24 protein-coding genes, 1 tRNA gene and 1 pseudogene are annotated in these 26,288 nt (G+C 51.8%); 15 read left to right on the forward strand and 11 right to left on the reverse strand.

Features of this window, described 5'->3' with window-relative positions; translation table 11 throughout:
• Positions 1-21 precede the first annotated feature (21 nt).
• The 4 genes from purK to ppiB all read right to left on the reverse strand — a co-directional run bounded on the left by purK (position 22) and on the right by ppiB (position 3,053).
• Entirely contained in the window at positions 22-1,089 is a 1,068-nt protein-coding gene (gene purK, locus C2U41_RS03400) for a 5-(carboxyamino)imidazole ribonucleotide synthase (protein WP_003835757.1), read from the reverse strand.
• Positions 1,086-1,595: a 5-(carboxyamino)imidazole ribonucleotide mutase gene (gene purE, locus C2U41_RS03405; RefSeq protein ID WP_032948733.1), complete on the reverse strand. Its 510-nt coding sequence runs from the start codon at positions 1,593-1,595 to the stop codon at positions 1,086-1,088. The genes purK and purE overlap by 4 nt, the downstream gene beginning before the upstream one ends.
• A gap of 238 nt (positions 1,596-1,833) precedes the next feature.
• On the reverse strand, positions 1,834-2,556 hold the full coding sequence (gene lpxH, locus C2U41_RS03420) for a UDP-2,3-diacylglucosamine diphosphatase (protein ID WP_003835755.1): 723 nt from the start codon (positions 2,554-2,556) through the stop codon (positions 1,834-1,836).
• 2 nt (positions 2,557-2,558) lie between these two features.
• A complete protein-coding gene (ppiB, locus tag C2U41_RS03425) occupies positions 2,559-3,053 on the reverse strand; it encodes a peptidylprolyl isomerase B (protein ID WP_003021875.1) in 495 nt (164 codons plus the stop codon).
• A gap of 173 nt (positions 3,054-3,226) precedes the next feature.
• Here ppiB and cysS point away from each other — a divergent pair, with 173 nt between their 5' ends.
• Entirely contained in the window at positions 3,227-4,612 is a 1,386-nt protein-coding gene (cysS, locus tag C2U41_RS03430) for a cysteine--tRNA ligase (RefSeq protein WP_003831109.1), read from the forward strand.
• Positions 4,613-4,703: 91 nt separating this feature from the next.
• Here the strand turns inward: cysS and C2U41_RS03435 are convergent, their stop codons facing one another.
• From C2U41_RS03435 to folD, 3 genes are all read right to left on the reverse strand, one after another.
• Positions 4,704-5,228 (reverse strand): metal-dependent hydrolase, encoded by a 525-nt coding sequence (locus C2U41_RS03435; RefSeq protein WP_003021883.1) that lies wholly within the window; start codon positions 5,226-5,228, stop codon positions 4,704-4,706.
• Between the two features lie 125 nt (positions 5,229-5,353).
• A complete protein-coding gene (gene ybcJ / locus C2U41_RS03440; protein ID WP_044699447.1) occupies positions 5,354-5,566 on the reverse strand; it encodes a ribosome-associated protein YbcJ in 213 nt (70 codons plus the stop codon).
• Between the two features lies 1 nt (position 5,567).
• Positions 5,568-6,434: a bifunctional methylenetetrahydrofolate dehydrogenase/methenyltetrahydrofolate cyclohydrolase FolD gene (folD, locus tag C2U41_RS03445; RefSeq protein ID WP_003021887.1), complete on the reverse strand. Its 867-nt coding sequence runs from the start codon at positions 6,432-6,434 to the stop codon at positions 5,568-5,570.
• Positions 6,435-7,005: 571 nt separating this feature from the next.
• On the opposite strand from folD, the gene fimA reads away from it, so the two are divergent.
• The 6 genes from fimA (at position 7,006) to sfmF (ending at position 13,075) form a co-directional block, all read left to right on the forward strand.
• Complete coding sequence (fimA, locus tag C2U41_RS03450; protein ID WP_103849231.1) at positions 7,006-7,560, forward strand: type 1 fimbrial major subunit FimA; 555 nt, start codon at positions 7,006-7,008, stop codon at positions 7,558-7,560.
• A gap of 77 nt (positions 7,561-7,637) precedes the next feature.
• Positions 7,638-8,171: a type 1 fimbrial protein subunit FimI gene (gene fimI / locus C2U41_RS03455; protein WP_003847496.1), complete on the forward strand. Its 534-nt coding sequence runs from the start codon at positions 7,638-7,640 to the stop codon at positions 8,169-8,171.
• Positions 8,172-8,212: 41 nt separating this feature from the next.
• Complete coding sequence (gene fimC, locus C2U41_RS03460; RefSeq protein WP_044699452.1) at positions 8,213-8,905, forward strand: type 1 fimbria chaperone FimC; 693 nt, start codon at positions 8,213-8,215, stop codon at positions 8,903-8,905.
• A 7-nt stretch (positions 8,906-8,912) separates the two neighbouring features.
• Positions 8,913-11,534, forward strand: a complete 2,622-nt coding sequence (locus C2U41_RS03465) for a fimbrial biogenesis usher protein (protein ID WP_103849232.1) — start codon at positions 8,913-8,915, stop codon at positions 11,532-11,534.
• Positions 11,535-11,538: 4 nt separating this feature from the next.
• Positions 11,539-12,546, forward strand: a complete 1,008-nt coding sequence (fimH, locus tag C2U41_RS03470; protein ID WP_044712796.1) for a type 1 fimbria D-mannose specific adhesin FimH — start codon at positions 11,539-11,541, stop codon at positions 12,544-12,546.
• Between the two features lie 34 nt (positions 12,547-12,580).
• Positions 12,581-13,075: a fimbria assembly protein gene (sfmF, locus tag C2U41_RS03475; protein WP_085951539.1), complete on the forward strand. Its 495-nt coding sequence runs from the start codon at positions 12,581-12,583 to the stop codon at positions 13,073-13,075.
• 49 nt (positions 13,076-13,124) lie between these two features.
• On the opposite strand, the gene fimZ is transcribed toward sfmF, so the two are convergent.
• Entirely contained in the window at positions 13,125-13,757 is a 633-nt protein-coding gene (gene fimZ / locus C2U41_RS03480; RefSeq protein WP_003021902.1) for a fimbria biosynthesis transcriptional regulator FimZ, read from the reverse strand.
• Positions 13,758-14,014: 257 nt separating this feature from the next.
• Here fimZ and C2U41_RS03490 point away from each other — a divergent pair, with 257 nt between their 5' ends.
• On the forward strand, positions 14,015-14,995 hold the full coding sequence (locus tag C2U41_RS03490) for an IS5-like element ISKpn26 family transposase (protein ID WP_032170067.1): 981 nt from the start codon (positions 14,015-14,017) through the stop codon (positions 14,993-14,995).
• 549 nt (positions 14,996-15,544) lie between these two features.
• Here the strand turns inward: C2U41_RS03490 and fimY are convergent.
• On the reverse strand, positions 15,545-16,267 hold the full coding sequence (fimY, locus tag C2U41_RS03500) for a fimbria biosynthesis regulator FimY (RefSeq protein ID WP_003021904.1): 723 nt from the start codon (positions 16,265-16,267) through the stop codon (positions 15,545-15,547).
• Positions 16,268-16,652: 385 nt separating this feature from the next.
• A complete protein-coding gene (gene fimW / locus C2U41_RS03505; protein ID WP_003021906.1) occupies positions 16,653-17,246 on the reverse strand; it encodes a fimbria biosynthesis transcriptional regulator FimW in 594 nt (197 codons plus the stop codon).
• A 34-nt stretch (positions 17,247-17,280) separates the two neighbouring features.
• On the opposite strand from fimW, the gene C2U41_RS29465 reads away from it, so the two are divergent.
• Complete coding sequence (locus C2U41_RS29465) at positions 17,281-17,427, forward strand: hypothetical protein (RefSeq protein ID WP_008319911.1); 147 nt, start codon at positions 17,281-17,283, stop codon at positions 17,425-17,427.
• 72 nt (positions 17,428-17,499) lie between these two features.
• A tRNA-Arg gene (locus tag C2U41_RS03510) sits at positions 17,500-17,576 on the forward strand.
• Between the two features lie 37 nt (positions 17,577-17,613).
• On the opposite strand, the pseudogene torS reads toward C2U41_RS03510, so the two are convergent.
• Positions 17,614-20,025 (reverse strand): annotated as a pseudogene (gene torS / locus C2U41_RS03515) (TMAO reductase system sensor histidine kinase/response regulator TorS); the annotation flags it as partial.
• Positions 20,026-20,090: 65 nt separating this feature from the next.
• Between torS and C2U41_RS03520 the strand changes: the two are divergent.
• The 5 genes from C2U41_RS03520 (at position 20,091) to C2U41_RS03535 (ending at position 26,251) form a co-directional block, all read left to right on the forward strand.
• Positions 20,091-21,071 carry an IS5-like element ISKpn26 family transposase gene (locus tag C2U41_RS03520; RefSeq protein ID WP_104427091.1) on the forward strand — a complete coding sequence of 327 codons (981 nt, stop codon included), beginning with the start codon at positions 20,091-20,093 and terminating at the stop codon, positions 21,069-21,071.
• Complete coding sequence (locus C2U41_RS29930; protein WP_308457695.1) at positions 21,053-21,235, forward strand: hypothetical protein; 183 nt, start codon at positions 21,053-21,055, stop codon at positions 21,233-21,235. The genes C2U41_RS03520 and C2U41_RS29930 overlap by 19 nt, the downstream gene beginning before the upstream one ends.
• A 145-nt stretch (positions 21,236-21,380) precedes the next feature.
• A complete protein-coding gene (gene cusF, locus C2U41_RS03525) occupies positions 21,381-21,728 on the forward strand; it encodes a cation efflux system protein CusF (protein WP_016149747.1) in 348 nt (115 codons plus the stop codon).
• Positions 21,729-21,803: 75 nt separating this feature from the next.
• Positions 21,804-23,096: an efflux RND transporter periplasmic adaptor subunit gene (locus C2U41_RS03530; protein ID WP_016149748.1), complete on the forward strand. Its 1,293-nt coding sequence runs from the start codon at positions 21,804-21,806 to the stop codon at positions 23,094-23,096.
• Positions 23,097-23,107: 11 nt separating this feature from the next.
• The gene (locus C2U41_RS03535) at positions 23,108-26,251 is read left to right on the forward strand and encodes a CusA/CzcA family heavy metal efflux RND transporter (RefSeq protein ID WP_103849058.1); all 3,144 of its coding nucleotides are present in this window, start codon (positions 23,108-23,110) and stop codon (positions 26,249-26,251) included.
• Positions 26,252-26,288 lie beyond the last annotated feature (37 nt).

Here is a 26,288-nt window from a genome sequence, read left to right on the forward strand (position 1 = left end):
GTATACCCGCCCCGCGTCTTCTTATTTCAACTTTGACTGCGCCCAGATAATACCGCTGGCATATTCCGGCGGCAGCAGGGGGATAAGCGCTTCCAGTGTCGCGCTAAGGCGCGCGGTATCGCTGTCGCTCAGGTTCAGGTGACCCACCTTACGCCCTTCACGCACTTCTTTGTCATACCAGTGCAGGTGTACCAGCGGTAGCTTCAGCCAGTCGTAGTTCAGGTCGCTACCAATCAGGTTTACCATCACCGAAGGATTATTCACCACCGGCGTAGGTAACGGCAGGTTGGTAATGGCGCGCAGGTGCAGCTCAAACTGGCTGATGCTGGCGCCGTTTTGCGTCCAGTGTCCGCTATTGTGCACGCGCGGAGCCAGTTCGTTGATCAGCAGACCTTCCGGGGTGATGAAACACTCCATCGCCATCACGCCGACATAGCCCAGCTCCTGCATGATGGCGGAGAGCATCGCTTCAGCCTGTGCCTGCTGTCTGGCGTTAGCCTGCGGGAACACCACGCTGGTGCGCAGAATACCGTCCTGATGCAGGTTATGGGTCAGGGGATAGAAAACGGTGCTGCCGTCATGCGCCCGAGCGCCAACCAGTGAGACTTCGCCAGAGAAGTTGATTCCCCGCTCGACGATGCACTCGCCATAGCAATCATCCGGCAGTTGTGCGGTTTCATTTGCGCGCAAACGCCACTGTCCACGACCGTCATAGCCGCCGACGCGACGCTTGACGATCGCCAGCTCGCCGAGTTTGTCGAATACCGCAGACCATTCGCTTTTATCTGCCAGCAGTTGCCACGGCGCGGTCGCCAGACCGAGCTTGTCAAAAAGCTGCTTTTGCGTCAGACGGTCGGCAATAATCGGGAAGACGTCGCGGTTAACAAACGCCGGGTGGCGCGCCAGTTCGCGAGTGAGCGCCGTTTCCGGCCAGCGCTCAATCTCTGCGGTGATCACGCTTTGCTGAAAAGGGACAGCAGCCGGTTCAGCGTCCAGCCCGACGGGCCAGACCGCAATGCCCAGCGGCTCGCCGGCCTGGCGCAGCATGCGTCCTAGCTGACCGTTACCGAGTACGCAGACCTGCTTCATGCCGCACCTCGCGGGTCCGGATTCTCCAGTACCTCATCGGTTTGTGCTTTGCGCCAGTCGTCCAGACGCTGGTGTAATGCGTTGTCGTGTGTAGCCAGAATTTGCGCTGCCAGTAGGGCCGCATTGGCCGCACCCGCTTTGCCGATCGCCAGCGTGCCGACCGGAATACCGCGCGGCATTTGAACGATGGAGTAGAGGCTATCTACGCCGCTCAACGCTGCGCTTTGCACCGGAACGCCGAGAACTGGCACCAGCGTTTTCGCCGCAATCATGCCTGGCAAATGCGCTGCGCCACCGGCTCCGGCAATAATCACCTGATAACCGTTCTCTTCAGCGCTTTCGGCGAAGCTGAACAATTTGTCTGGGGTGCGGTGGGCGGAGACGACTTCAACATGATGCGGAACGTCCAGGATTTCGAAGATTTCGGCGGCGAACTGCATGGTAGCCCAGTCGCTTTTGGACCCCATCACGATGGCGACACGCGCCGGATTATTGCGGGAAGACATGCGTCTGAAAACTCCTGTGGTGCACTACACTCGACTTTTGAGGCCACAGAGAATAGCATAATTAACCTTCAAGGAAAACGATTGCGCGCTTTACACTTCACTCTTCAAGCTGCCTCTTTGTTGGCTGCATCTGCTCACCCCAGTCACTTACTTTTGTAAGCTCCCGGGGACTCACAGATTTGCCGCCTCGATGCAACTCGAATAGTTTTGTGTAAAGAGGAACTGGATATCTGCAGAATTAAAACGGAAACGCGATTAGCTCAACGTCGCTGGGCGTGACTTTCACCATTGAGCCTTCGGTATGCCATGCGCCTAATACCACGCGGAAAGCGGGTTGCTCATTGGCCGTGAGTTCGTGGACAGCCGGACGGTGTGTATGTCCGTGAATTAACCACTGGACCTGATGTTTTTCCATCTCGTTAATCACGGCCTGCGGATTCACATCCATGATTTCCAGCGATTTACTGCTGTTGGCGGCTTTACTGTTGGCGCGCATTTTTGCGGCAATGCGCTGGCGAACAAACAGGGGCAGGGCGAGAAACAGCTTCTGTAGCCAGGGTTGATGCACTTTGGCGCGAAACGCCTGATAGCCTGCGTCGTCGGTGCATAAGGTGTCGCCATGCATGATCAGAACCTTGCGGCCATACAGATCGAGCACTTTTTCTTCGGGAAGCAAGGTCATGCCGCTCGCACGGGCAAAACGTTTGCCGAGCAGAAAATCACGGTTGCCGTGAATAAAAAAGCAGGGGACGCCGGAATCTGCCAGCGTTTTTATCGCTGCGGCCATTTCATGATGCAGCGGATTCGGGTCGTCATCGCCAATCCAGGCTTCAAACAGGTCGCCGAGAATGTATAGCGCATCGGCCTTGCGCGCATCGCCGGCTAAAAAACGCAGAAAACCGGCGGTGATCGCCGGTTCTTCTGTGCAGAGATGAAGATCTGCAATAAACAGTGTCGCCACGATTACTCGCTGACGGTCACGTTTTCGATGATAACGTCTTCTTTTGGCACATCTTGGTGCATACCGCTGCGACCGGTGGAAACGCCTTTGATTTTATCAACCACGTCCATGCCTTCAACAACTTCAGCGAACACGCAGTAACCCCAACCCTGCATGCTTTCACCGGAGAAGTTCAGGAAGTCGTTGTCAGCAACGTTGATGAAGAACTGTGCGGTTGCGGAGTGCGGAGCCTGAGTACGCGCCATTGCCAGCGTACCACGGGTGTTTTTCAGACCGTTGTTCGCTTCGTTTTTGATCGCTTCTTTCGTGGCTTTTTGCTTCATGCCTGGCTCGAAACCGCCGCCCTGGATCATGAAACCGTTAATAACACGGTGGAAAATGGTGTTGTTGTAAAAACCTTCGCGGCAGTAGTCCAGGAAGTTTTTAACTGTTTCAGGCGCTTTATCATCAAACGTTTTGATTACGATATCGCCGTGATTAGTGTGGAAAGTAACCATTTTTGCATCCTGTTCCGATAGATTGGTGCTTCGACCCCGTCAAGGGTCAGAGTTAGGGGTGTGTTATAGCATAACCGCAAGCTGTGATCACCTCGCAAAGTGTGCTGCTTCCGGTCTAAATTATGGGTATTATACAGACTTTACTATCCACACACGTCTACACGGAATCTTCGATGTTAAAAATCTTTAATACACTGACGCGCCAAAAAGAGGAATTCAAACCTATTCATGCCGGGGAAGTCGGCATGTACGTGTGTGGTATTACCGTTTACGATCTCTGTCATATTGGCCACGGACGTACCTTTGTTTCTTTCGACGTCGTCGCGCGCTACCTGCGCTTCCTCGGCTATAAGCTGAAGTATGTACGCAACATTACCGATATTGATGACAAAATCATCAAGCGCGCGAATGAAAACGGTGAAAGCTTTGTCGCGTTGGTCGACAGAATGATCGCGGAAATGCATAGCGATTTCGATGCGCTGAATATTCTGCGCCCGGATCTGGAGCCGCGCGCTACGCACCATATCGCTGAAATTATCGAAATCACTGAGCAGTTGATTGCCAAAGGTCACGCTTACGTTGCTGATAACGGCGACGTGATGTTCGACGTGCCGACTGACCCGAACTACGGTCAGCTGTCACGCCAGGATCTGGATCAGCTGCAGGCGGGTGCTCGCGTTGACGTGGTTGATGTGAAGCGTAACCCGATGGACTTCGTGCTGTGGAAAATGTCCAAAGAAGGCGAGCCGAGCTGGCCGTCTCCATGGGGCGCAGGTCGTCCGGGCTGGCACATCGAATGTTCGGCGATGAACTGCAAACAACTGGGTAACCATTTCGATATTCACGGCGGCGGTTCGGACCTGATGTTCCCGCATCATGAAAACGAAATCGCGCAGTCCACCTGTGCGCATGACGGTGAGTACGTTAATTACTGGATGCACTCCGGGATGGTGATGGTTGACCGCGAGAAAATGTCTAAATCGCTGGGCAACTTCTTTACCGTGCGCGATGTGCTGAAATACTACGACGCCGAAACCATTCGCTACTTCCTGATGTCGGGTCACTATCGTAGCCAGCTCAACTACAGCGAAGAGAACCTGAAACAGGCGCGTTCTGCGCTGGAGCGTCTGTACACTGCACTGCGCGGTACCGACAAATCCGTTGCCCCTGCGGGTGGCGAGGCCTTTGAAGCACGTTTCATTGAAGCGATGGACGATGACTTCAACACGCCGGAAGCTTACTCCGTGCTGTTTGATATGGCGCGTGAAGTTAACCGCCTGAAGGGTGAAGATATGGCGGCGGCTAACGGTATGGCTGCGCATCTGCGCAAGCTCTCCAGCGTGCTGGGACTGCTGGAACAGGATCCGGAAGCGTTCCTGCAAAGCGGGGCGCAGGCGGATGACGGTGAAGTTGCTGAAATTGAAGCGTTAATCCAACAGCGTCTGGATGCGCGTAAAGCGAAAGACTGGGCGGCGGCTGATGCCGCGCGTGACCGTCTCAATGAGATGGGCATCGTGCTGGAAGACGGCCCGCAGGGCACCACCTGGCGTCGTAAGTAACTCTCTATATTGCCGGATGGCGGCTTACGTCTTATCCGGCCTACGATGGAATGATCGGTAGGCCTGATAAGCGTAGCGCCATCAGGCACTATTAATGACGTTTGTACCACCACAGCACACCCATCATCATAACGCCCGGCAGCCATACCCACATCAACTCCGAAGTTATTACCTGATGCCCATACGGTGTGGCGTAGCGTGATAGCGCAAACGGAGCGACTTTAATCACCTGCCACGGTGCAAAGAAGCGTTCATCCGACCACGGCCACAGCCAGCCGACGCCTTTGCCGCCTGTCGTAACGGAATCCAGCAGACTGTGTGACAGCAGTGAAACCGTCAGGAATAGCCAGCAGCGAATCAATCCCGCCTTAAACCATCGTCGGCCAATCAATACGCAGAGCAGCGGTACCACGAAGGCGAACAGCAGTGAGTGGGTAAATCCCCGGTGGCCAAACACATTGCCATAGGCGACACCGAACTTAAATGACAACACATCGGCATCTGGCAGCATAGCCAGAACGACGCCAGCAAACAGTAATCGTGGGGGGATGACTTTAAGTCCGAGACCTAACCCTAAACAGAGCGGAACGGCTGCGTGGGTAACAATAGTGGGCATGATGATCGCTTCGTGTGGAAAAACAACATGCTAACAGTTCACTGTGAAGCGGGGATGAAGTCATTATCTGAAAACGAGAGGGAGAAGTGGCCGGATACGGTGTTTACCTCATCCGGCACTTAGGGTCATGCCACGACGGTAATGCTGTGACCTTCAAAGCTCACGGTCTGTCCGGCAACGATTTTGCAGCGTTTACGCGTTTCAACAACACCATCGACCTTCACTAACCCTTCGCCAATAGCAATTTTTGCCTGGGCGCCGCTTTCGCTCCAGCCTTCCAGCTTCAGCAGATCGCAGAGTTCAACATGTGGGTGTTTACCCAGTGAAAATGTGGCCATCTTAAACGTCCTTTACATCATGATATTCAACACACGCCTGCAGCGTGTTTTCGATAAGTGTGGCGACCGTCATTGGGCCTACGCCGCCGGGGACCGGCGTGATATATGACGCGCGTGCGGCAGCATCTTCAAAGACCACATCGCCAACAACCTTACCATTCTCCAGACGGTTGATGCCGACATCAATCACAATCGCACCTTCTTTGATCCACTCGCCAGGAATAAAGCCCGGTTTACCGACGGCAACAATTAGCAGGTCAGCATGCTCAACGTGGCGACGCAGATCTTTGGTGAAGCGATGGGTGACGGTGGTGGTGCAGCCAGCCAGCAGCAGTTCCATGCTCATTGGGCGACCGACGATGTTTGAAGCGCCAATGACGACCGCATTAAGGCCGTAGGTGTCGATGTTGTAACGCTCAAGCAGGGTCACGATACCGCGCGGGGTACAAGGACGCAGGCGCGGCGCACGCTGGCACAGGCGACCGACGTTATACGGATGAAAACCGTCAACGTCTTTATCCGGTGCAATACGCTCCAGCACTTTAACGTTGTCGATACCGGCAGGTAACGGCAGTTGTACCAGAATACCGTCGATGGTGGTATCTGCATTGAGCGTATCGATCAGCTCAAGAAGCTCCGCCTCGCTGGTGGTTTCGGGCAGGTCATAGGAGCGGGAGACGAACCCCACTTCGTCGCAGGCTTTGCGTTTACTCGCGACGTAAATTTGCGAAGCCGGATTGCTGCCTACCAGCACAACAGCCAGGCCTGGGGCGCGTAATCCAGCCGCTAAACGCGCCTGAACTTTTTGAGCAACCTCAGAGCGCACCTGCTGCGCAATCGTTTTACCGTCAATAATCTTTGCTGCCATCAGAGAGAGGATTCCGTCTGTTACGTTAAATCGAAGGGGATGCCACTATTTTGTCAGAAGCGGGACGTGCTGTCAGTTTTCGTTTGCGTTTTTATGTGCGCCAGGGCCGTCACGGGCTGCAAATGGTGTCGGCACAAAGGCTGAAGCCTTACGAATAAATAATAAGCATGCTAATTAAAATTAACGTGAATGAAACATCTCATCACCCTGGGTTCTTTATGGGTAATGCTTCATAAACCAGACTGTTACGTACTATTACGGCGGCATTTAGGTAATATTAACCAAGACTTTTCTTAGATCCCATTAAGAATTAGCCAGGGCTATTAAAAGGATTTGCAGGTATTTTTCATTAATTGAAATGTTTAATTTATCGCTGTGACGAATAGTCATATTCGCGAAGGATAATTAGTAAATCAAATACTCAGGAGAGTCGGGGTAAAAGGTTAGCTAATTCTCTTGCGATATATATCTTTACAGGATGCAGAGATAATTAGCCTGACATTTAATGTCGATAATGAAAACGGATCCCGCAGGATGCTGGAGCCGGATGTGTGTAATTCAAGGGAAATCCATGAAACGTAAATTAATGACCTCTTCTGTTATTGCCAGCCTGATGTTAGTCGCAGGTGCTGCGGTTGCAGCCGATCCGGTAAGCGTGAGCGGCGGTACTGTGCATTTTGAAGGTGAACTGGTCAATGCAGCCTGTGCAGTCAGTACTCAGTCATCCGATCAGGTTGTTACCTTAGGCCAGTATCGTACTGCCAGTTTTGCCGCAGTAGGTGATACAACGGCACAAATTCCGTTCTCCATCGTGCTGAACGACTGTGACCCGAAAGTTGCCGCAACCGCAGCCGTTGCTTTCTCTGGTCAGGCAGATGCCACCAACTCGGCTCTGTTGGCTGTTTCTTCAGGGAATAACACCACTACTGCTGGCGGTGTAGGTATCGAAATTCTGGACAATACGTCCACCGCGCTGAAGCCGGATGGTGCCACCTTCTCTACCGCTCAGGCTCTGGTAGAAGGGACCAACACCCTGCGTTTCTCTGCGCGTTACAAAGCCACTGCCGCCAGCGCTACGCCGGGTCAGGCAAATGCCGACGCGACGTTCATCATGAAGTACGAATAAGCCGTTTTGATTTGCGCAAGGATGACGTTCGCCTCACTGGATGAGGCAATTTCCGGGGATGATGAAGGATGCGGCAGATGATAGGGAAAGGCGTGGCGCTGGCGGGAATGCTGTGCGTACTGCCTGTGTTTGCACATACGGTAATACTGGAAAGTGGCCGCCTTCACTTACGGGGGCAGCTCGTCAATGGTGCCTGCACGGTCGCTACTGACAGCCAAAATTTGCGGGTGCAAATGGGGCAGTATCGCACCAATGCTTTCTCCGGGACGGGGAGCTTTGCCTCTACCAGCGTGCCGTTTTCACTGCGCTTAACGTCATGCAGCTCCGATGTTTATGACCACGTTGGGATTGCGTTTGCAGGCGTGACGCCAGCGGAAGATCCGCAGGTGTTCCTTGCCAGTGGAGATGCGTCTGCGGCTTCGGGGATAGGCCTGGCGTTATTTGACCAGCGCCAACGGCAAATTATTCCGAACGCGCTGCCGCTTCATTATGCGCCGATTATAACGCAAGAGATGACGTTTCATTTCACTGCTCGTTATCGGGCTGTCTCGGAAAATATAACGCCGGGAACGCTTCGTTCAGACGTGTGGTTTACGTTGGTTTATCCCTGATTTATTTCCCAACGATAATCACACCAAAGGTATTTGTAGCTATGTTTAATTATCTAAAATCAGGTTTTATCCTTTTACTGTTCTTATTTCCTGTTGCCAGTGTTCAGGCTGCCGGAGGCATTGCATTAGGCGCTACCCGTGTTATTTATCCAGCCGATGCCAAACAAACGTCACTGTCTATTAGCAATAGTGATACCAAAGAACGTTACCTGGTCAATTCATGGATTGAGAATAGCGCAGGTGTTAAAGAAAAATCGTTTGTGGTTACGCCTCCGTTGTTTGTCAGCGAGCCCAAAAGCGAAAACACGTTGCGTATTATCTATGCAGGTGTTCCGTTGCCCAAAGATCGTGAGTCGCTGTTCTGGATGAACGTAAAAGCCATTCCGTCAGTCAATAAAAACAGCCTTGAGGGCAAAAACGTTCTGCAACTGGCGATTCTGTCCCGCATCAAGCTTTTTGTGCGCCCGAATAATTTGCCGCAAATTCCGGAAGATGCGCCCGGGATGCTGAAATTCTCCCGTTCCGGCAACCACCTGAAAATTAACAATCCGTCAGCGTATTACGTCACGTTGGTCAATCTCAACGTGGGGAAAACGAAGGTCGATAACGTGATGGTTGCACCGAAAAGCGATGCGCAGGTTCTGTTGCCAACAGGCGTGCAGGGCAACGTTACGTTCCAGACGGTCAATGATTATGGCGCTGTGACCCCGGCCCAAACGGTTAGCGTGCGTTGAGATAACGATGAATAAGACAACGTATTTTCCTGGCCTGTTTCCGGGGGTTACGCCACCGCTGGCGGGGGTGGCGTTGTCCACGCTGGCGGCGCTCTTTCCCTCTTTAAGCCATGGTGAAAGCTATTTTAATCCGGCCTTTTTATCTGCGGATACGGCAACCGTGGCGGATTTATCACGTTTTGAAAAAGGTAATCACCAGCCTGAAGGTGTTTATCGCGTGGATATCTGGCGCAACGATGAGTTTGTGGCTACTCAGGATATTCGTTTTACGACCAGCGCGGGAAAAGCCGGGGAGAAGTCCGGTGGGCTGATGCCGTGCTTTGGGCTCGACTGGGTAAAGCGCCTTGGTGTCAATATCGCCGCGTTTCCGGCACTCAATAAGGATGCGAACGATACCTGCATCAATCTACCTGAGGCGATTCCAGGCAGCGAGATTGCGTTTGATTTTTCTACCCTGCGACTAAACGTCAGCCTGCCGCAGGCGTCGATGTTAAACAGCGCGCGTGGCTATATTCCACCGGAAGAGTGGGATGAAGGCATCCCGGCCGCGCTGGTTAACTACAGTTTCACCGGCAGTCGCGGGAGTGATACGGACAGCTATTTCTTAAGTATGCTCAGTGGCCTGAACTATGGCCCCTGGCGCTTGAGAAATAACGGCGCATGGAGCTATTCCAAAGGTGACGGATATCACTCACAAAGCTGGAAAAACATCGGCACATGGCTTCAGCGCGCGATTATCCCGCTGAAGGGCGAGCTGGTGATGGGTGACAGCAACACCGGCAACGACGTTTTTGACAGCGTCGGATTTCGCGGGGCGCGGCTCTATTCCTCAGACAGTATGTATCCCGATAGCTTACAGGGTTACGCGCCTACCGTTCGCGGTATTGCGCGAACAGCGGCAAAGCTAACCATTCGTCAGAATGGCTATGTGATTTATCAAAGCTATGTTTCACCGGGCGCTTTCTCGATAACCGATCTCAACCCGACGTCATCCAGCGGTGACCTTGAGGTGACGGTGGACGAAAAGGACGGCAGCCAACAGCGCTATACGGTGCCGTACTCCACGGTTCCCTTGTTACAACGAGAAGGGCGTTTCAAATATGACGTGGTCGCAGGGGATTTTCGCAGCGGCAATAGCCAACAATCTTCTCCATTCTTTTTCCAGGGAACATTAATTGCTGGGTTACCAGAAGGCTACACCGCTTACGGCGGTACGCAGTTGGCCTCCCGCTACACGGCGGTGGTTTTAGGCACCGGCCGAAACCTGGGGGACTGGGGGGCGGTTTCTGTCGATCTGACCCATGCCCGCAGCCAACTGGCGGATGACAGTACGCATCAGGGGCAGTCATTGCGTTTTCTATATGCGAAATCGCTGAACAATTTTGGCACCAACTTTCAGTTGTTGGGATATCGCTACTCTACGCGTGGTTTCTATACCCTCGACGATGTGGCGTATCGCAGTATGGAAGGCTATGAGTACGAATACGACAGCGAGGGCAATCGCCACGATGTGCCCGATGTGAAGAGTTACCACAACCTGAGCTACAGCAAAAAGGGCCGTTTCCAGATAAACATTTCGCAGAATCTGGGGGATTACGGATCGCTGTATGTCTCGGGTAGTCAGCAAACGTACTGGAATACCTCAGACACCAATACCTGGTATCAACTGGGCTATGCCAGCGGCTGGCAAGGTATTAGCTATTCACTCTCCTGGTCGTGGAATGAATCGGTTGGCATCTCCGACACCGACCGTATTGTCGCGTTCAATATGTCAATACCGTTCAGCCTGCTGAGCGGACGGCGCTACTCGCGAGATAGCGCCTTCGATCGCACCTACGCCACCTTTAATGCTAACCGTAATAGCAATGGACAAAATAGCTGGCAGAGCGGGATCGGCGGTACGTTGCTGGATGGACGCAACCTGAGCTACAGCGTGAATCAGGGGCACAGCAGCACCAATGGTTACAGCGGAAACGCCAGTGCCAACTGGCAGGCGGCCTATGGCACGCTGGGCGTGGGATACAACTACGATCGCGATCAGCATGACTACAACTGGCAACTCTCTGGCGGCGTGGTGGGGCATGCGGATGGCATTACGCTCAGTCAGCCTCTGGGTGATACCAACGTGCTGATTAAAGCGCCTGGCGCACAGGGTGTGCGGATAGAAAACCAGACCGGCGTTCAAACCGACTGGCGTGGATACGCGGTGATGCCGTATGCCACCGTCTATCGCTATAACCGCGTCGCGTTAGACACCAATTCCATGAACAACAATACCGATGTGGAAAATAACGTCAGCAGCGTAGTACCAACGCAAGGGGCGCTGGTGCGAGCGGCGTTTGATACACGAATCGGTGTGCGGGCGCTGATTACCGCCAAACATGCCGGTAAACCCGTGCCGTTTGGCTCTATTGTGCGGGAAAACACCAGTGGCGTAACCAGTATGGTGGGCGAAGACGGGCAAATTTATCTCAGTGGTCTGCCGCTAAAAGGCGAGTTGCTGATCCAATGGGGGGGAGGCGCAAACGCTCGCTGCGTGGCGCGCTATGCCTTGCCTGAGGAGAGTCTGAAACAGGCGGTGACGCTCACGAACGTGACGTGCGAATCTCCAACGGCACGACAGGAATAATACGATGAAAAGACAAACGGGTTTGTTACTGGGAAGCGCTTTACTGCTGATGGCCCATTCGTCATGGGCGACGGTCTGCCATAACTCGAATGGCACGCCAACGGATGTTTTTTACGATTTGTCGAATGTCTTTAACAGCAGCAACAACCAGCCGGGACAGGTGGTAACGTTACCGGAAAAATCGGGCTGGATTGGCGTGAATGCCACCTGTCCGGCCGGAACGTCGGTGAATTACACCTATCGAAGCTATGTCACTGAACTTCCTGTTCAAAGTACCGAGGGTGGTTTTCAGTATCTGAAGCTCAATGACTACCTGCTGGGTGCCATGAGCATCACCGACAGCTATGCCGGGTTGTTTTATCCTCCGCGTAATTATATCCGCATGGGGACTCACCCCAACGTATCGAAACAGCAGCCTTTTGGCGTAATGGATTCAAAGCTGGTGTTTAAACTCAAAGTGATCCGCTCGTTTATTAACATGGTTCCGATTCCGCGTCAGACGATGTTCAGCGTCTATGTCACGACCAGTACCGGAGATGCGCTAAGCACGCCGGTGTACACCATCAGCTACAGCGGTAAGGTGGAGGTTCCACAAAACTGTGAAGTGAACGCCGGGCAGATTGTTGAGTTTGATTTTGGCGATATTGGCGCATCGTTGTTTAGCAAGGCGGGGGCAGGAAACCGGCCCGAAGGCATTAATCCGCAGACCAAAACCGTGGCGATAAAATGCACCAACGTCGCCGCACAGGCCTACTTGACCATGCGTGTAGAGGCTGAGAAAGCCACCGGACAAATGATGGTTTCTGACAACCCGGATTTAGGTTTTATCGTCGCCGATAGCAGTGGTAACCCGCTGACGCCTAACAATTTGTCCAGCAATATCCCATTTCAATTGGATGATAACGCCGCAGCCAGGGTCGGTATTCGGGCATGGCCGGTCAGCGTGACGGGGAATAAACCTACCGAAGGGCCTTTTACGGCTCGTGGCTATCTGCGAGTGGATTATGACTAACAAGCAAACGCCATTCGCAGGGGCGCTTCTGGCGATGGTGTCCCTGCTAACATTCAGTTCGTTGGGCCATGCCTCCTCGTCGCTGGGGGAAATCAATATTGAGCTGCGTGGCAACGTGGTGGACTTTACCTGTGCGGTGATTGCCAGCGACAGCAATAAGTCGGTGGAGTTGGGGACCTGGCCGACAAAGCAGCTTCAGACCAGCGGAGATACCACTCAACCGGTCGCGTTTACGCTGAAGCTTGAAGGTTGCCCGCCGGGATCCGCATCGATAACGTTTTCCGGTACTCCGGCTCCGGGCACGACGCTGTTGGCGCTTGATGATGCGGTCATGGCACAAAAGGTGGCGATTGAACTGCACGACAGCGATCGTACGCGATTACCGCTCGAACAGGCGAGCCAGGCCGTGGGGATTGATGAGAACGGCAATGCCACGCTGACCTTTTTCGCCAACTATATCGCGTTAGCCGATGGAGTTCAGCCTGGCGTCGCCAGGGCTGATGCCACGTTTATGATTAACTATAACTAATCAATAAGCTGATAAAACGCTCCCGAACGACATCTCGCCGGGAGTGTTATTACATTAACTCATGCATTTTTGCATAATCGATCAGCTCAACGATGGTGTGCAACCCGAGCTTGGAGTAGATATTCGCCTTGTGAGCGCTAATCGTTTTATTGCTGAGTAACAACTGTTCAGCAATTTCCTTATTGGACAGACCGTTTGCCAGATAACGCAAAACCGTAACCTCGCGGTTAGAGAGCGGCATGTCATTCAGCACACCTTTTTGTGCGTTTATATTGTTAATGAAATTAAGGGTGTCCGACGGGAAAAAAGAATATCCCGATAAAATCATTTTTACTGCATTGTAGATATCATTGAGATCCTTTCGTTTACTGACAAAACCATTTGCACCGGCCCGGATAGCACGCCCGGCATAAAAAGACTCCGATTTGGAAGAGAGAAACAGCACCCGAGTTTTCTCCTGCAGAGACTTTATTCTCTTGAGTAATGTAAATCCATCCGAACCAGGTAGTTCAATATCCAGGATGACAAGATCGACCGGGTATGTGCGCAGGTGTTCTATTGCCGTACGGCTGTCGTCGGTTTTCAATACTACCTGAATATTACTGTTTTTCTCGAGTAGTACTTCTATCGACATTCTGACAATAGGGTGTTCGTCCATAATGATAACGGATGCTGGTTTCATTGTTGTATGCCTCAAACTGTTTGCGTATCTTGCGAATTTGATAAAACATCAGGCGTTATAATATTGTCAAATAGCCAAGAATTGTTCTGCGGGAAAACCGAATAAATATTATTTCATCCTTGTTTATTCGGTTGTTCTTCTGCAGAACAATGAATTTGTGGAAAATCCATTTCACACCGGGAAAACTAGGGAAGGTGCGAACAAGTTCCTGATATGAGATCATCATATTCATCCGGAGCGCATCCCAGAGGGACATCATGAGCCATCAACTCACCTTCGCCGATAGTGAATTCAGCACTAAGCGCCGTCAGACCCGAAAAGAGATTTTCCTCTCCCGCATGGAGCAGATTCTGCCATGGCAGAATATGACCGCTGTCATCGAGCCGTTTTATCCCAAGGCGGGCAATGGCCGACGGCCCTATCCGCTGGAGACCATGCTGCGTATTTACTGCATGCAGCATTGGTACAACCTGAGCGACGGTGCCATGGAAGATGCCCTGTACGAAATCGCCTCCATGCGCCTGTTTGCCCGATTATCCCTGGATAGCGCCCTGCCGGATCGCACCACCATCATGAATTTCCGCCACCTGCTCGAGCAGCATCAACTGGCCCGTCAATTGTTCAAGACCATCAATCGCTGGCTGGCCGAAGCAGGCGTCATGATGACCCAAGGCACTTTGGTGGATGCCACCATCATTGAGGCACCCAGCTCTACCAAGAACAAAGAGCAGCAACGCGATCCGGAGATGCATCAGACCAAGAAAGGCAATCAGTGGCACTTTGGCATGAAAGCCCACATTGGTGTCGATGCCAAGAGTGGCCTGACCCACAGCCTAGTTACCACCGCGGCCAACGAGCATGACCTCAATCAGCTGTGTAATCTGCTTCATGGAGAGGAGCAATTTGTCTCAGCCGATGCCGGCTACCAAGGAGCGCCACAGCGCGAGGAGCTGGCCGAGGTGGATGTTGACTGGCTGATCGCCGAGCGTCCCGGCAAGGTAAAAACCTTGAAGCAGCATCCGCGCAAGAACAAAACGGCCATCAACATCGAATACATGAAAGCCAGCATCCGTGCCAAGGTGGAGCACCCGTTTCGCATCATCAAGCGGCAGTTCGGCTTCGTGAAAGCCAGATACAAGGGGCTGCTGAAAAACGATAACCAACTGGCGATGTTATTCACCCTGGCCAACCTGTTTCGGGTGGACCAAATGATACGTCAGTGGGAGAGATCTCAGTAAAAACCGGAAATAACGCCAGAAATGGTGGAAAAAATAGCCTAAATAGGCTGATTCGATGTGTTTGCGGGAAAAAAATCGGCCCAGATCCGCGAAATTTTAATCAGCGAGTCAGCTTGGGAAGAAATGACCTGCTTATTCGCACCTTCCCTAACAATTAATCAGGAAACTGTGGGGATTATACCTGCTCTGTTCTTTCGGAAAAGACTTACAACATCCCGGTTGTTAATGTCAGTTAGGATATTCTGAAAGATCCAGATGTGTTAATGACTATTGGTATTATTTATCTGCAGTTCGAATTATGGCAGATTGAAAATTTTTTTTAAATAGTAAAAACGATACAATAAACCAATTGTTTAGGTTTTGTTAAGACTGTAATTAGGCTTTTTTATATTGAAATGCACAGAATCAGTAAGGTTAAGTGTGACAGTGGCACCAGGCATAAGACCAGGAATAGTTGTAAATATTAAATATTTGTAAAAATTAGATCTTTTTTCTTATTCGAGAATAAGTAGTTTCCTAAAAAATCTTATCGCACATAGGGTTATGGTGTTAAATTAAATGAAGAGAGGTAACGTTGAGGCGGTGTATCAGATGCAAAAAGCGTTGTCTGCTGGGTAACCCCAGGCGCGTAATCAATTGGTTCAGGCGATAGATGATACGGTGGTAGGGTTGTGTTTGTAACAATGCAATCTTTTTTAAGGAGTTACCTTGTAAAAGTAAGGCAATCATCTCCCAATCGAGCTGATTTATGCGTCTGGAATGAATATAGTCAGGAACCGGCGATAATAAGGCGTGACGCACCTCCGGAAGGCGTAAATTACGTGATAAGATATAAAATGGTCCGGATAGTGAAATAAAGGTAGTCAGGTCTTCATCACGACTGGAAAGCATTATGAAGATCTGGATGTCATTACGCTGCTTAATTAGCTGGCGCAAACGTTCAAGTATATCGAAATAGGGGAGTGTTAAGCTTTCTATGTCAATCACTAACTGGCTAATTACTGGTTCTTGCATGCTGGGTAAGGCCGACTCAACGCTCTGGAAGACCGCCGTACGTGTGCCTGAGAATAAATGTCGACTTAACGCATAGGCCAGGTAGTAGTCTGTTGTAATTATCGCCTGAGATATAGTGTCGTCCGGTAATGTGTATTCGAGTTTTTGCGCCAGATACTCGAGCCGGTCAAATACTTGTGAGGTACAGTGGGGATATTGCCAGGTACAGTTAGTGTTTCGTATGCGGCGATAGCGGTCCCGGCGTTTTGCGCTGTGCATCCTTTTCCATTCCATTTCTGTTGCGGCAGGTCTGGATAAATTGCTGACTATAAACATCCCTGACCCAAATTTTTGCCAGCGTAAAGGTCAATGTCCTTGTGCCGTTGGGTTTCAGTACTTCAACAATCATCAGACTGGCAATTGCGTATCCCATCAGAATAATCTGCCGGAAGTTTTCTGATGTCTTACTCAATGCCCAAAAGATCGTTTTATCCAGTTCAACCTCTCTCTGATATTAGATAAAATATTACCGGGTGTGTCTTTCTGTTACCCCGGAAATAGTATGGCTGGATTATTCTGGCAGTCTGCGGATAGGTACAGTAGGAGTCGATACTTAATCGAGGATGAGATATTTCTCAATAAAAATTAGGCAGAGATACCCCGTCTAATTTTGTAGAAAATTCAGATGGGCGCGGATGTATCTTAAGAATTGCTGATCGTTTTTCACATGCAGCTTTTTCATTATGCCGCGGCGGGTCGCTTTGGCCTGAAGATCGCTTATTGAGAGTAGGTGAGCCGTTTCGGCTAAGGTATATCCGCTGGCGAGAAACATTAAGAATTTGCGTTCGTCGACAGAAAAGTTGCGGGTAGTGCAGTAATGGCAGATAGTTGCAGGCACGTTGTTGCGCAGCGCACGTTTTTGCAGGATGGGGACTAATTTTTTAGTCATTTCCTCAACGTCATCTTCCCGATAGATCAGCGGCAACATGTACAGGCAGGGCCGGAACATCAGCTTATCTTTATCGTTTCTGTTGCAGATGACAACCCGGTGTTGGCGGCGGGTATGGATCGGAATCTGATAGCAATCGGCGCTGAGCCAATCTTCATCCAGGGAGATAAACGCGATGTCAGCGCGATCGATATTCTCGACAGGTAAAAAGCAGATCTCCTGATGCCACTGATTTGCCAGATGGGAGATGATGATTTTCAGTCCATGTTCGAAGTGACTGTTTTCTTCCTTGATGGCGATACTTAACATTAAAGAGTTCCTGAACCACTGGAGGGGTAAGGGAATGTTAAGCAAAATCATAAATATTCTAAATACATGTATCCTTAAATCTGGCGTTTCGTGGGCTGAGTTGTTACCAGGTGATTTCCTGGATACCCTTGAACAAGCAGAAAAAATCAACATTCGTACACTTCGCCAGCAACTGAAATAAAAGGCATTGACTCAGCAGGCGCTGACCGTATAATTCACGCGTTTCATCTGCATGAAGTAATCACTTCGCAATGCGCCCTTAGCTCAGTTGGATAGAGCAACGGCCTTCTAAGCCGTAGGTCGTAGGTTCGAATCCTACAGGGCGTACCATTCAAAGTTAGTCCCTATGCTCAGCTTCAACGCACCGTTACGCGCGGGACGGTTTTTCTGCTTCCAGCCAACGTTCTACCTCATAAAGACTTTGTTGGATCTCCTCTCTGAGTGAAAAATCACCCAACGGCTGCTGTTCAAGTGCTGCACACATCGTGCTGGCTGAGCGCATTCCCATGCTGGCGCAGCTGCTTTTGAGCTGATGTGCCAGACGTTTTATCTGCTCGCGCTCATTTAAATCTCGCGCCGTGTCAATTTCATCTAATAAAGGAAGGGCGTGTTGCTTAAAGAGCGCTAACCATTCGTGCACCTTTTGCCATCCCATGACCTGGATATCCCCAGCCAATTGCTGAAAATCTAACCGTTTGTTGTCATTGTCTGATGCAAGCGGGAGAGACTCGTTGGCGTGCAGATAATGCGTAATAAGTCGACTGAGTTCATCCCGGGGAACCGGTTTTTGAATAATGCCGAGAAACAGGGTACTGGTTCTTTGGTTAAGCGTTTCGTCGATGACGTGTGCGCTAAAGCCGATCAGGTTAAGTGCCGGATAGTCGTGGGCTAACTGCTGCGCCAGCGTGATCCCGTCGATATCAGGAAGATCGAAATCAACCAGAGCAGCATTAAAGCTGGCATCTTCCCGCAACAGGCTTAACGCCTCCTCGGCACAGTCGACAGCGGTGACCTGTGCGCCATTGAGAGTGAGCATTTCTGTGCTGATGCGCTGCGTAAGAGGATTATCCTCGATAAGCAATAAGCGTAAGCCCTGTAACGATATGGAGCGTTGTGCGGGTTTAATGACGGGCATCGTGGTTGCCCGCAATGGCAGACGCAGCTGAAAACAACTCCCGACGCCGGGTGTGCTGGTAACGCTTAGTTCTCCCTGCATTGCCTTGGCGAGACTGGCGCTGATGGTGAGTCCGAGCCCGGTTCCTCCGCGTTTACCGCTTACCTGAACGAACGGCTGAAAAATATCGTGCTGACGGGCAGGGTCAATTCCGCATCCTGTATCCTCAACCTCAACATACCAGTCCTGATCTTCACGCCGACTACGCAGGATAATGTGTCCTCGATCGGTAAAGCGTAGTGCGTTGTTTAATAAGTTAGTAATGATTTGCCGGATACGGCGCGGATCGCCACGCAGGGAAGCGGGAACGTCATCGGCAAAATCCGCAACCAGCACGACCGGGCGACCGCTAACGCGGCTGTTCATGAGTTGAAGCGTACTTTCCAGCAAGGGTTTGGGTTCAAAAGGCTCATCGCCTATCGCCACATTCTTTCCACCGGCTTCGATGGCGGAATAGTCGAGGATATCGTTGAGGATGGTCAGCAGAGACTCGCCCGAGTCGGTGATTGCGCGTAGATTTTCCCGATGCTGTGCCAGGGCTGGATTGTCTGAGAGCAACTGCGCAGTGCCGAGGATACCATACAACGGAGTGCGTATTTCATGACTCATGGCGGCAAGAAACGCCGATTTTGCTTGGTTAGCTTTTTCAGCTTCTGCACGGGCCTGCCGGTGTTCAGATACCATAGAATGCAGCTCGGCGGTGCGAGCTTTAACCTGTGCGGCCAGATGTTTGCGATGGTTATTGAGGGCGTGAACGCTACTGCGAAAGGCATCCATCAACCGCCCGATGGTATCCAGCTCGCGAACGCCTGCGGTTTCCGGAAAGGGGGAGTCAATATCCCCCTCAAGTAGACGCTGCAACGCCTGGGTTTGCTGTGCCAGTGGGCGTGTGACTGAGCGATAAACCACACGCCAAAGTATAAGAATCAGCAAACATAATGACACGCCACCTAACAGCAGCAGCAAGTGTTGCCCGCGCTGGCTGGCCTGTTTGAGATGCGCGAGTCCGCTTTGATTGCGTTGGCCGATGATTTCCACCAACTGGCTGACTTCGCTACTGAAACGGGTAAATTGTTCGATATTATTCTGCGATAAGATCTGCAATTGGGTCGTGATGTCATTATCCTGGCGATACAGGGACAGCAGCTCAATATAACGGCTAATCGTATTGACGGTGTCGGCCACCTGAGTGCGCACCACTGGATCTTCAATACGTATTTGTCGGCGGTGAAGCACTCTGACGGCGGCATTCAACTGGCTTTCCAGCGCAGCCAGGTTATTCTGCGCCTGGTTATTCCCCAGATTCATCACCATTTGCTGCACGCGTAGCGCGCTCAGGCGCAGCTCATTCATCTGGTTATAATATTCCAGATCGATATCGATGAGCCTGTCCAACGCGTGTTCAGCCGCTTGCCCCTGATGACTCTCAATTAAATCATAAATGCTTGCCTGCGTGGCGCCCGCCGAGGTAGCTGCATTGCTGGCCTGGCCTCGCGCCATTTCGGCAACGTCAGCGGTGGCCTCAATAATTTGCTGGCTAAGTTGTTGCTGTTGAGCGCGTAATTTCAGGCGTTCGCCAACCATCTCCCCCTGATGGCTTAAGGAAGGTGCGAACAAGTTCCTGATATGAGATCATCATATTCATCCGGAGCGCATCCCAGAGGGACATCATGAGCCATCAACTCACCTTCGCCGATAGTGAATTCAGCACTAAGCGCCGTCAGACCCGAAAAGAGATTTTCCTCTCCCGCATGGAGCAGATTCTGCCATGGCAGAATATGACCGCTGTCATCGAGCCGTTTTATCCCAAGGCGGGCAATGGCCGACGGCCCTATCCGCTGGAGACCATGCTGCGTATTTACTGCATGCAGCATTGGTACAACCTGAGCGACGGTGCCATGGAAGATGCCCTGTACGAAATCGCCTCCATGCGCCTGTTTGCCCGATTATCCCTGGATAGCGCCCTGCCGGATCGCACCACCATCATGAATTTCCGCCACCTGCTCGAGCAGCATCAACTGGCCCGTCAATTGTTCAAGACCATCAATCGCTGGCTGGCCGAAGCAGGCGTCATGATGACCCAAGGCACTTTGGTGGATGCCACCATCATTGAGGCACCCAGCTCTACCAAGAACAAAGAGCAGCAACGCGATCCGGAGATGCATCAGACCAAGAAAGGCAATCAGTGGCACTTTGGCATGAAGGCCCACATTGGTGTCGATGCCAAGAGTGGCCTGACCCACAGCCTAGTTACCACCGCGGCCAACGAGCATGACCTCAATCAGCTGGGTAATCTGCTTCATGGAGAGGAGCAATTTGTCTCAGCCGATGCCGGCTACCAAGGAGCGCCACAGCGCGAGGAGCTGGCCGAGGTGGATGTTGACTGGCTGATCGCCGAGCGTCCCGGCAAGGTAAAAACCTTGAAGCAGCATCCGCGCAAGAACAAAACGGCCATCAACATCGAATACATGAAAGCCAGCATCCGTGCCAAGGTGGAGCACCCGTTTCGCATCATCAAGCGGCAGTTCGGCTTCGTGAAAGCCAGATACAAGGGGCTGCTGAAAAACGATAACCAACTGGCGATGTTATTCACCCTGGCCAACCTGTTTCGGGTGGACCAAATGATACGTCAGTGGGAGAGATCTCAGTAAAAACCGGAAATAACGCCAGAAATGGTGGAAAAAATAGCCTAAATAGGCTGATTCGATGTGTTTGCGGGAAAAAAATCGGCCCAGATCCGCGAAATTTTAATCAGCGAGTCAGCTTGGGAAGAAATGACCTGCTTATTCGCACCTTCCCTATATCGAAGTATTAGACGCAGAACGTTCTTTATTCGCTACGCGGCAATCGCTGCTCGATCTTAATTACGCCCAACAGGTTAATGAAATTAAGCTGTTTGCTGCCTTAGGCGGCGGTTGGGTGGAGTAATCCTTAATATTAACCTTTCAGGAGCATCAATTATGAATACTACCGCCAAAGCTGTGCTGTTTAGTCTTTTCTCTATGATCATGTTTAACGCTCAGGCCAATGAGCATCAGCATGGTGAGATGATGAATATGCAGCCAGCGGCTCAACAGGAACAACTCATTAGCGCTACCGGGGTGATTGAAGCTGTTGATATGGAAAGTAAAAAGATTACGATCAAGCATGATCCTATCCCTGCGGTGAACTGGCCAGCCATGACGATGCGTTTTACACTGGTTGCCGATACGAAGGCTGATGATATTAAGCCAGGCGATAAGGTCGCGTTTACGTTTGTTCAGCAGGGAAATCTCTCTGTGTTACGCGATATTCACATCAGTAAATAACGTTCTCGTTGGTCTCTTTTATTCTTGCCCGGGTTTTGCGAACGCGGGTGAGACTATCGCGCAATGGAAATCACTATGGCGTCTTTAAATATTAAAAATACCGCGCTTATTCTCGCTGGCATGATTGCCGGTGGGGTTATTTCTGCCGGTATTTATACTTATTATTCATCCGCAAAAGCAACGGCTGAAACCGGGCAGGCTTCGCCAAAAGAAGCCAGAAAAGTGTTGTTTTGGTACGACCCCATGTACCCAAACACGCGTTTTGATAAACCGGGTAAATCGCCATTTATGGATATGGATCTGATCCCGAAATATGCCGATGAAGAGACCGCGAACGCGTCATCACCAGGCGTGCGCATCGATCCTACACAGACCCAGAACCTGGGGCTGAAAACAGAGCCAGTGCGTCGTGGACCACTGCACTACGCGCAAACTTTTCCGGCCAACGTTAGTTATAACGAATACCAGTTTGTTATTGTCCAGGCACGCTCAGCGGGCTTTATCGAGAAGGTTTACCCACTGACCGTGGGGGACAAAATTAAACAAGGCGCGCCGCTGATCGACCTGACTATTCCTGATTGGGTTGAGGCGCAGAGCGAATATTTATTGCTGCGAGAAACTGGCGGCAGCGCGACGCAGGTGGAAGGAATTCTGGAAAGATTACGTCTGGCTGGAATGCCTGAAGCGGATATTCAGCGCTTAAAATCGACGCGTAAAATTCAGACCCGCTTTACCCTGAAAGCGCCTATTGATGGGGTGATCACCGCATTCGATTTGCGTACGGGTATGAACATTTCCAAAGACAATGTGGTCGCGAAAATTCAGGGTATGGACCCGGTATGGGTCAGCGCGTCGGTCCCGGAATCTATCGCCTGGCTGATTAAAGACGCCTCGCAATTTACCATCACCGTGCCCGCCTGGCCGGATAAGCCTTTCACCATCAGCAAGTGGAGTATCTTACCCAGCGTTGATGCTACCACGCGTACGCTCCAGCTCCGTTTACAGGTCGATAATCCTGACGAGGCGCTCAAGCCCGGGATGAATGCTTACCTGCAACTGAAAACACAAAGCGAGCCAATGCTGCTGATCCCGTCTAAAGCGCTAATTGATACGGGTACCGAGCAGCGGGTAATCACCGTTGATAACGAAGGCCGATTTGTGCCGAAACAAGTTGCGGTATTCCATGAATCTCAAGGGCTGACGGCTATCCGCTCCGGCCTGACCGAAGGCGAAAAAGTGGTTTCCAGCGGTCTGTTCCTGATTGATTCCGAAGCGAATATCTCTGGCGCACTGGACCGTATGCGCGCCCAGAACAGTAAGACGCAAGACGCAGCCGCCATGCCAGCCCAGGCTACCCATTCACACTGAGGATATGATAAATGATTGAATGGATTATCCGCCGCTCGGTGGCAAACCGTTTTCTGGTGATGATGGGGGCGCTGTTTCTCAGTATTTGGGGAACCTGGACCATCATCAATACCCCGGTTGATGCGCTGCCCGATCTCTCTGATGTTCAGGTGATCGTCAAAACCAGCTATCCGGGTCAGGCGCCGCAAATTGTTGAAAATCAGGTGACCTATCCGCTGACCACCACCATGCTGTCGGTACCAGGCGCGAAAACTGTGCGCGGTTTCTCGCAGTTTGGCGATTCCTACGTGTACGTCATTTTCGAAGATGGTACCGATCCTTACTGGGCGCGCTCGCGCGTACTGGAGTACCTCAACCAGGTTCAGGGAAAATTGCCGGCTGGCGTTAGCGCGGAAATGGGACCGGACGCCACGGGTGTCGGCTGGATATTTGAGTACGCGCTGGTGGATCGCAGCGGGAAACACGATCTGGCGGAATTACGTTCTCTTCAGGACTGGTTTTTAAAGTATGAGTTAAAAACGATTCCCAACGTGGCGGAAGTCGCCTCGGTAGGCGGCGTGGTTAAACAGTATCAGGTCGTTATTGATCCAATGAAGCTGACGCAATATGGCATCAGTCTGGCGGACGTGAAATCGGCGCTGGATACGTCGAATCAGGAAGCGGGCGGCTCATCTGTTGAGATGGCTGAAGCGGAATATATGGTCCGCGCCAGTGGATATCTGCAAACGCTCGATGATTTCAATAACATCGTCCTGAAAACAGGGGCCGACGGTGTACCTGTTTACCTGCGCGATGTGGCGCGCGTACAGATTGGGCCGGAAATGCGCCGTGGGATCGCCGAACTGAATGGCGAAGGCGAAGTGGCGGGCGGGGTGGTTATTCTGCGGTCCGGTAAAAATGCGCGTGAGGTGATCTCCGCGGTTAAAGCCAAGCTCGATACGCTGAAAAGTAGCCTGCCGGAAGGCGTAGAAATAGTTACAACATACGATCGCAGTCAGCTCATTGACCGCGCCATTGATAACCTGAGCTACAAGCTGCTGGAAGAGTTTATCGTTGTTGCGTTGGTGTGTGCATTGTTCCTGTGGCATCTGCGTTCTGCGCTGGTGGCGATTATTTCCCTGCCGCTGGGGCTGTGTATCGCGTTCATCGTGATGCATTTCCAGGGGCTGAACGCCAATATCATGTCGCTGGGGGGCATTGCCATTGCCGTCGGGGCGATGGTCGATGCCGCCATCGTGATGATTGAAAACGCCCATAAGCGGCTGGAAGAGTGGGGGCATCAGCATCCGCATGAAAAGCTGGATAACGCAACGCGCTGGAAGGTCATTACTGACGCCTCGGTAGAAGTCGGCCCGGCATTGTTCATCAGCCTGCTGATTATCACATTGTCGTTTATCCCTATTTTCACGCTTGAGGGGCAAGAGGGGCGACTGTTCGGGCCGCTGGCGTTCACCAAAACGTATGCCATGGCAGGTGCGGCGTTTCTGGCCATCGTGGTTATTCCGATCCTGATGGGATTCTGGATCCGCGGAAAAATACCTGCAGAAAGCAGCAACCCGCTTAACCGTTTCCTGATCCGTATTTACCATCCGCTATTGCTGAAGGTATTGCACTGGCCCAAGACCACCATTCTGATGGCGGTGCTTTCAATACTGACGGTTATCTACCCGCTGAATAAAGTCGGTGGCGAATTCCTGCCGCAGATTAACGAAGGTGACCTGCTGTATATGCCTTCGACATTGCCGGGGATCTCAGCGGCGCAGGCAGCGGACATGCTGCAAAAAACCGACAAGCTGATCATGACCGTTCCGGAAGTGGCGCGCGTGTTTGGTAAAACCGGTAAGGCAGAAACCGCAACAGACTCCGCACCGCTGGAAATGGTTGAAACGACGATCCAACTGAAGCCGCAGGACCAGTGGCGTCCGGGGATGACGATGGACAAAATCATTGCCGAGCTGGATAAAACCGTACGCTTGCCGGGACTGGCGAATCTGTGGGTGCCGCCGATTCGTAACCGTATCGACATGCTCTCTACGGGGATCAAAAGCCCAATTGGCATTAAGGTGTCAGGTAACGTTCTGGCAGATATCGACGCCACGGCGGAGCAAATTGAAGAGGTGGCCAGAACCGTGCCGGGCGTCTCTTCGGCGCTGGCTGAGCGCTTGGTCGGGGGGCGCTATATTAATGTGGATATTAATCGGGAGAAAGCGGCCCGGTACGGAATGACCGTCGGCGCGGTGCAACTGTTTGTTACCTCTGCGGTCGGAGGCGCAATGGTCGGCGAAACGGTGGAAGGGATTGCACGTTATCCGATTAACCTTCGCTATGCGCAGAGCTATCGTGATAGCCCGGAAGCGCTGCGTAATCTGCCCATTCTGACGCCCATGAAACAGCAAATCACGCTGGCGGATGTCGCCGATGTGACGGTGGTTTCGGGGCCTTCGATGCTGAAAACCGAAGATGCGCGACCAACCAGCTGGATTTACATCGACGCCCGCGATCGTGACATGGTCTCAGTGGTGAACGATCTGAAAAAAGCGATCGCTGAAAACGTACAGTTAAAACCGGGGACCAGCGTGGCGTTTTCCGGGCAGTTCGAGCTGCTTGAGCGCGCCAGTCATAAGCTCAAACTGATGGTGCCGATGACGCTGATGATAATCTTCGTTCTGCTTTATCTGGCCTTCCGTCGCTTTGGTGAAGCGCTGCTGATTATCACCAGTGTGCCTTTTGCGCTGGTGGGCGGCATCTGGTTCCTTTACTGGATGGGGTTCCATATGTCGGTTGCAACCGGAACCGGATTTATCGCCCTGGCAGGTGTTGCTGCGGAGTTTGGCGTGGTGATGCTGATGTACTTGCGCCACGCTATTGAAGCCGAACCTGCGTTGGAAAATCCGCAAACCTTTACGGCGGATAAGCTGGATGAAGCGTTATATCACGGTGCTGTGCTGCGCGTGCGCCCGAAAGCGATGACCGTGGCGGTGATTATTGCAGGTCTGTTACCTATATTGTGGGGGACGGGAGCTGGCTCAGAAGTCATGAGCCGCATAGCCGCGCCGATGATTGGCGGCATGATCACCGCACCATTGCTCTCTCTGTTCATTATTCCGGCCGCTTATAAGCTGATGTGGCTGCACAGGCATCGCCACCAAAAGTAATGCCCTGAAGCGCTCGTCTGCCTCGGTTTTACTGCCG

This window comes from Citrobacter freundii complex sp. CFNIH4 (assembly GCF_002934505.1).
In the GTDB taxonomy this organism is placed as follows: Bacteria; Pseudomonadota; Gammaproteobacteria; order Enterobacterales; family Enterobacteriaceae; genus Citrobacter; species Citrobacter freundii.

Bases quoted from the DNA above. Each gene is read 5' to 3' on its own strand.
- purK (WP_003835757.1), bottom strand. From the start codon at position 1,089: ATGAAGCAGGTCTGCGTACTCGGTAACGGTCAGCTAGGACGCATGCTG.
- purE (WP_032948733.1), bottom strand. From the start codon at position 1,595: ATGTCTTCCCGCAATAATCCGGCGCGTGTCGCCATCGTGATGGGGTCC.
- ppiB (WP_003021875.1), bottom strand. From the start codon at position 3,053: ATGGTTACTTTCCACACTAATCACGGCGATATCGTAATCAAAACGTTT.
- cysS (WP_003831109.1), top strand. From the start codon at position 3,227: ATGTTAAAAATCTTTAATACACTGACGCGCCAAAAAGAGGAATTCAAA.
- C2U41_RS03435 (WP_003021883.1), bottom strand. From the start codon at position 5,228: ATGCCCACTATTGTTACCCACGCAGCCGTTCCGCTCTGTTTAGGGTTA.
- ybcJ (WP_044699447.1), bottom strand. From the start codon at position 5,566: ATGGCCACATTTTCACTGGGTAAACACCCACATGTTGAACTCTGCGAT.
- folD (WP_003021887.1), bottom strand. From the start codon at position 6,434: ATGGCAGCAAAGATTATTGACGGTAAAACGATTGCGCAGCAGGTGCGC.
- fimA (WP_103849231.1), top strand. From the start codon at position 7,006: ATGAAACGTAAATTAATGACCTCTTCTGTTATTGCCAGCCTGATGTTA.
- fimI (WP_003847496.1), top strand. From the start codon at position 7,638: ATGATAGGGAAAGGCGTGGCGCTGGCGGGAATGCTGTGCGTACTGCCT.
- fimC (WP_044699452.1), top strand. From the start codon at position 8,213: ATGTTTAATTATCTAAAATCAGGTTTTATCCTTTTACTGTTCTTATTT.
- C2U41_RS03465 (WP_103849232.1), top strand. From the start codon at position 8,913: ATGAATAAGACAACGTATTTTCCTGGCCTGTTTCCGGGGGTTACGCCA.
- fimH (WP_044712796.1), top strand. From the start codon at position 11,539: ATGAAAAGACAAACGGGTTTGTTACTGGGAAGCGCTTTACTGCTGATG.
- sfmF (WP_085951539.1), top strand. From the start codon at position 12,581: ATGGTGTCCCTGCTAACATTCAGTTCGTTGGGCCATGCCTCCTCGTCG.
- fimZ (WP_003021902.1), bottom strand. From the start codon at position 13,757: ATGAAACCAGCATCCGTTATCATTATGGACGAACACCCTATTGTCAGA.
- C2U41_RS03490 (WP_032170067.1), top strand. From the start codon at position 14,015: ATGAGCCATCAACTCACCTTCGCCGATAGTGAATTCAGCACTAAGCGC.
- fimY (WP_003021904.1), bottom strand. From the start codon at position 16,267: ATGCACAGCGCAAAACGCCGGGACCGCTATCGCCGCATACGAAACACT.
- fimW (WP_003021906.1), bottom strand. From the start codon at position 17,246: ATGTTAAGTATCGCCATCAAGGAAGAAAACAGTCACTTCGAACATGGA.
- C2U41_RS29465 (WP_008319911.1), top strand. From the start codon at position 17,281: ATGTTAAGCAAAATCATAAATATTCTAAATACATGTATCCTTAAATCT.
- C2U41_RS03520 (WP_104427091.1), top strand. From the start codon at position 20,091: ATGAGCCATCAACTCACCTTCGCCGATAGTGAATTCAGCACTAAGCGC.
- cusF (WP_016149747.1), top strand. From the start codon at position 21,381: ATGAATACTACCGCCAAAGCTGTGCTGTTTAGTCTTTTCTCTATGATC.
- C2U41_RS03530 (WP_016149748.1), top strand. From the start codon at position 21,804: ATGGCGTCTTTAAATATTAAAAATACCGCGCTTATTCTCGCTGGCATG.
- C2U41_RS03535 (WP_103849058.1), top strand. From the start codon at position 23,108: ATGATTGAATGGATTATCCGCCGCTCGGTGGCAAACCGTTTTCTGGTG.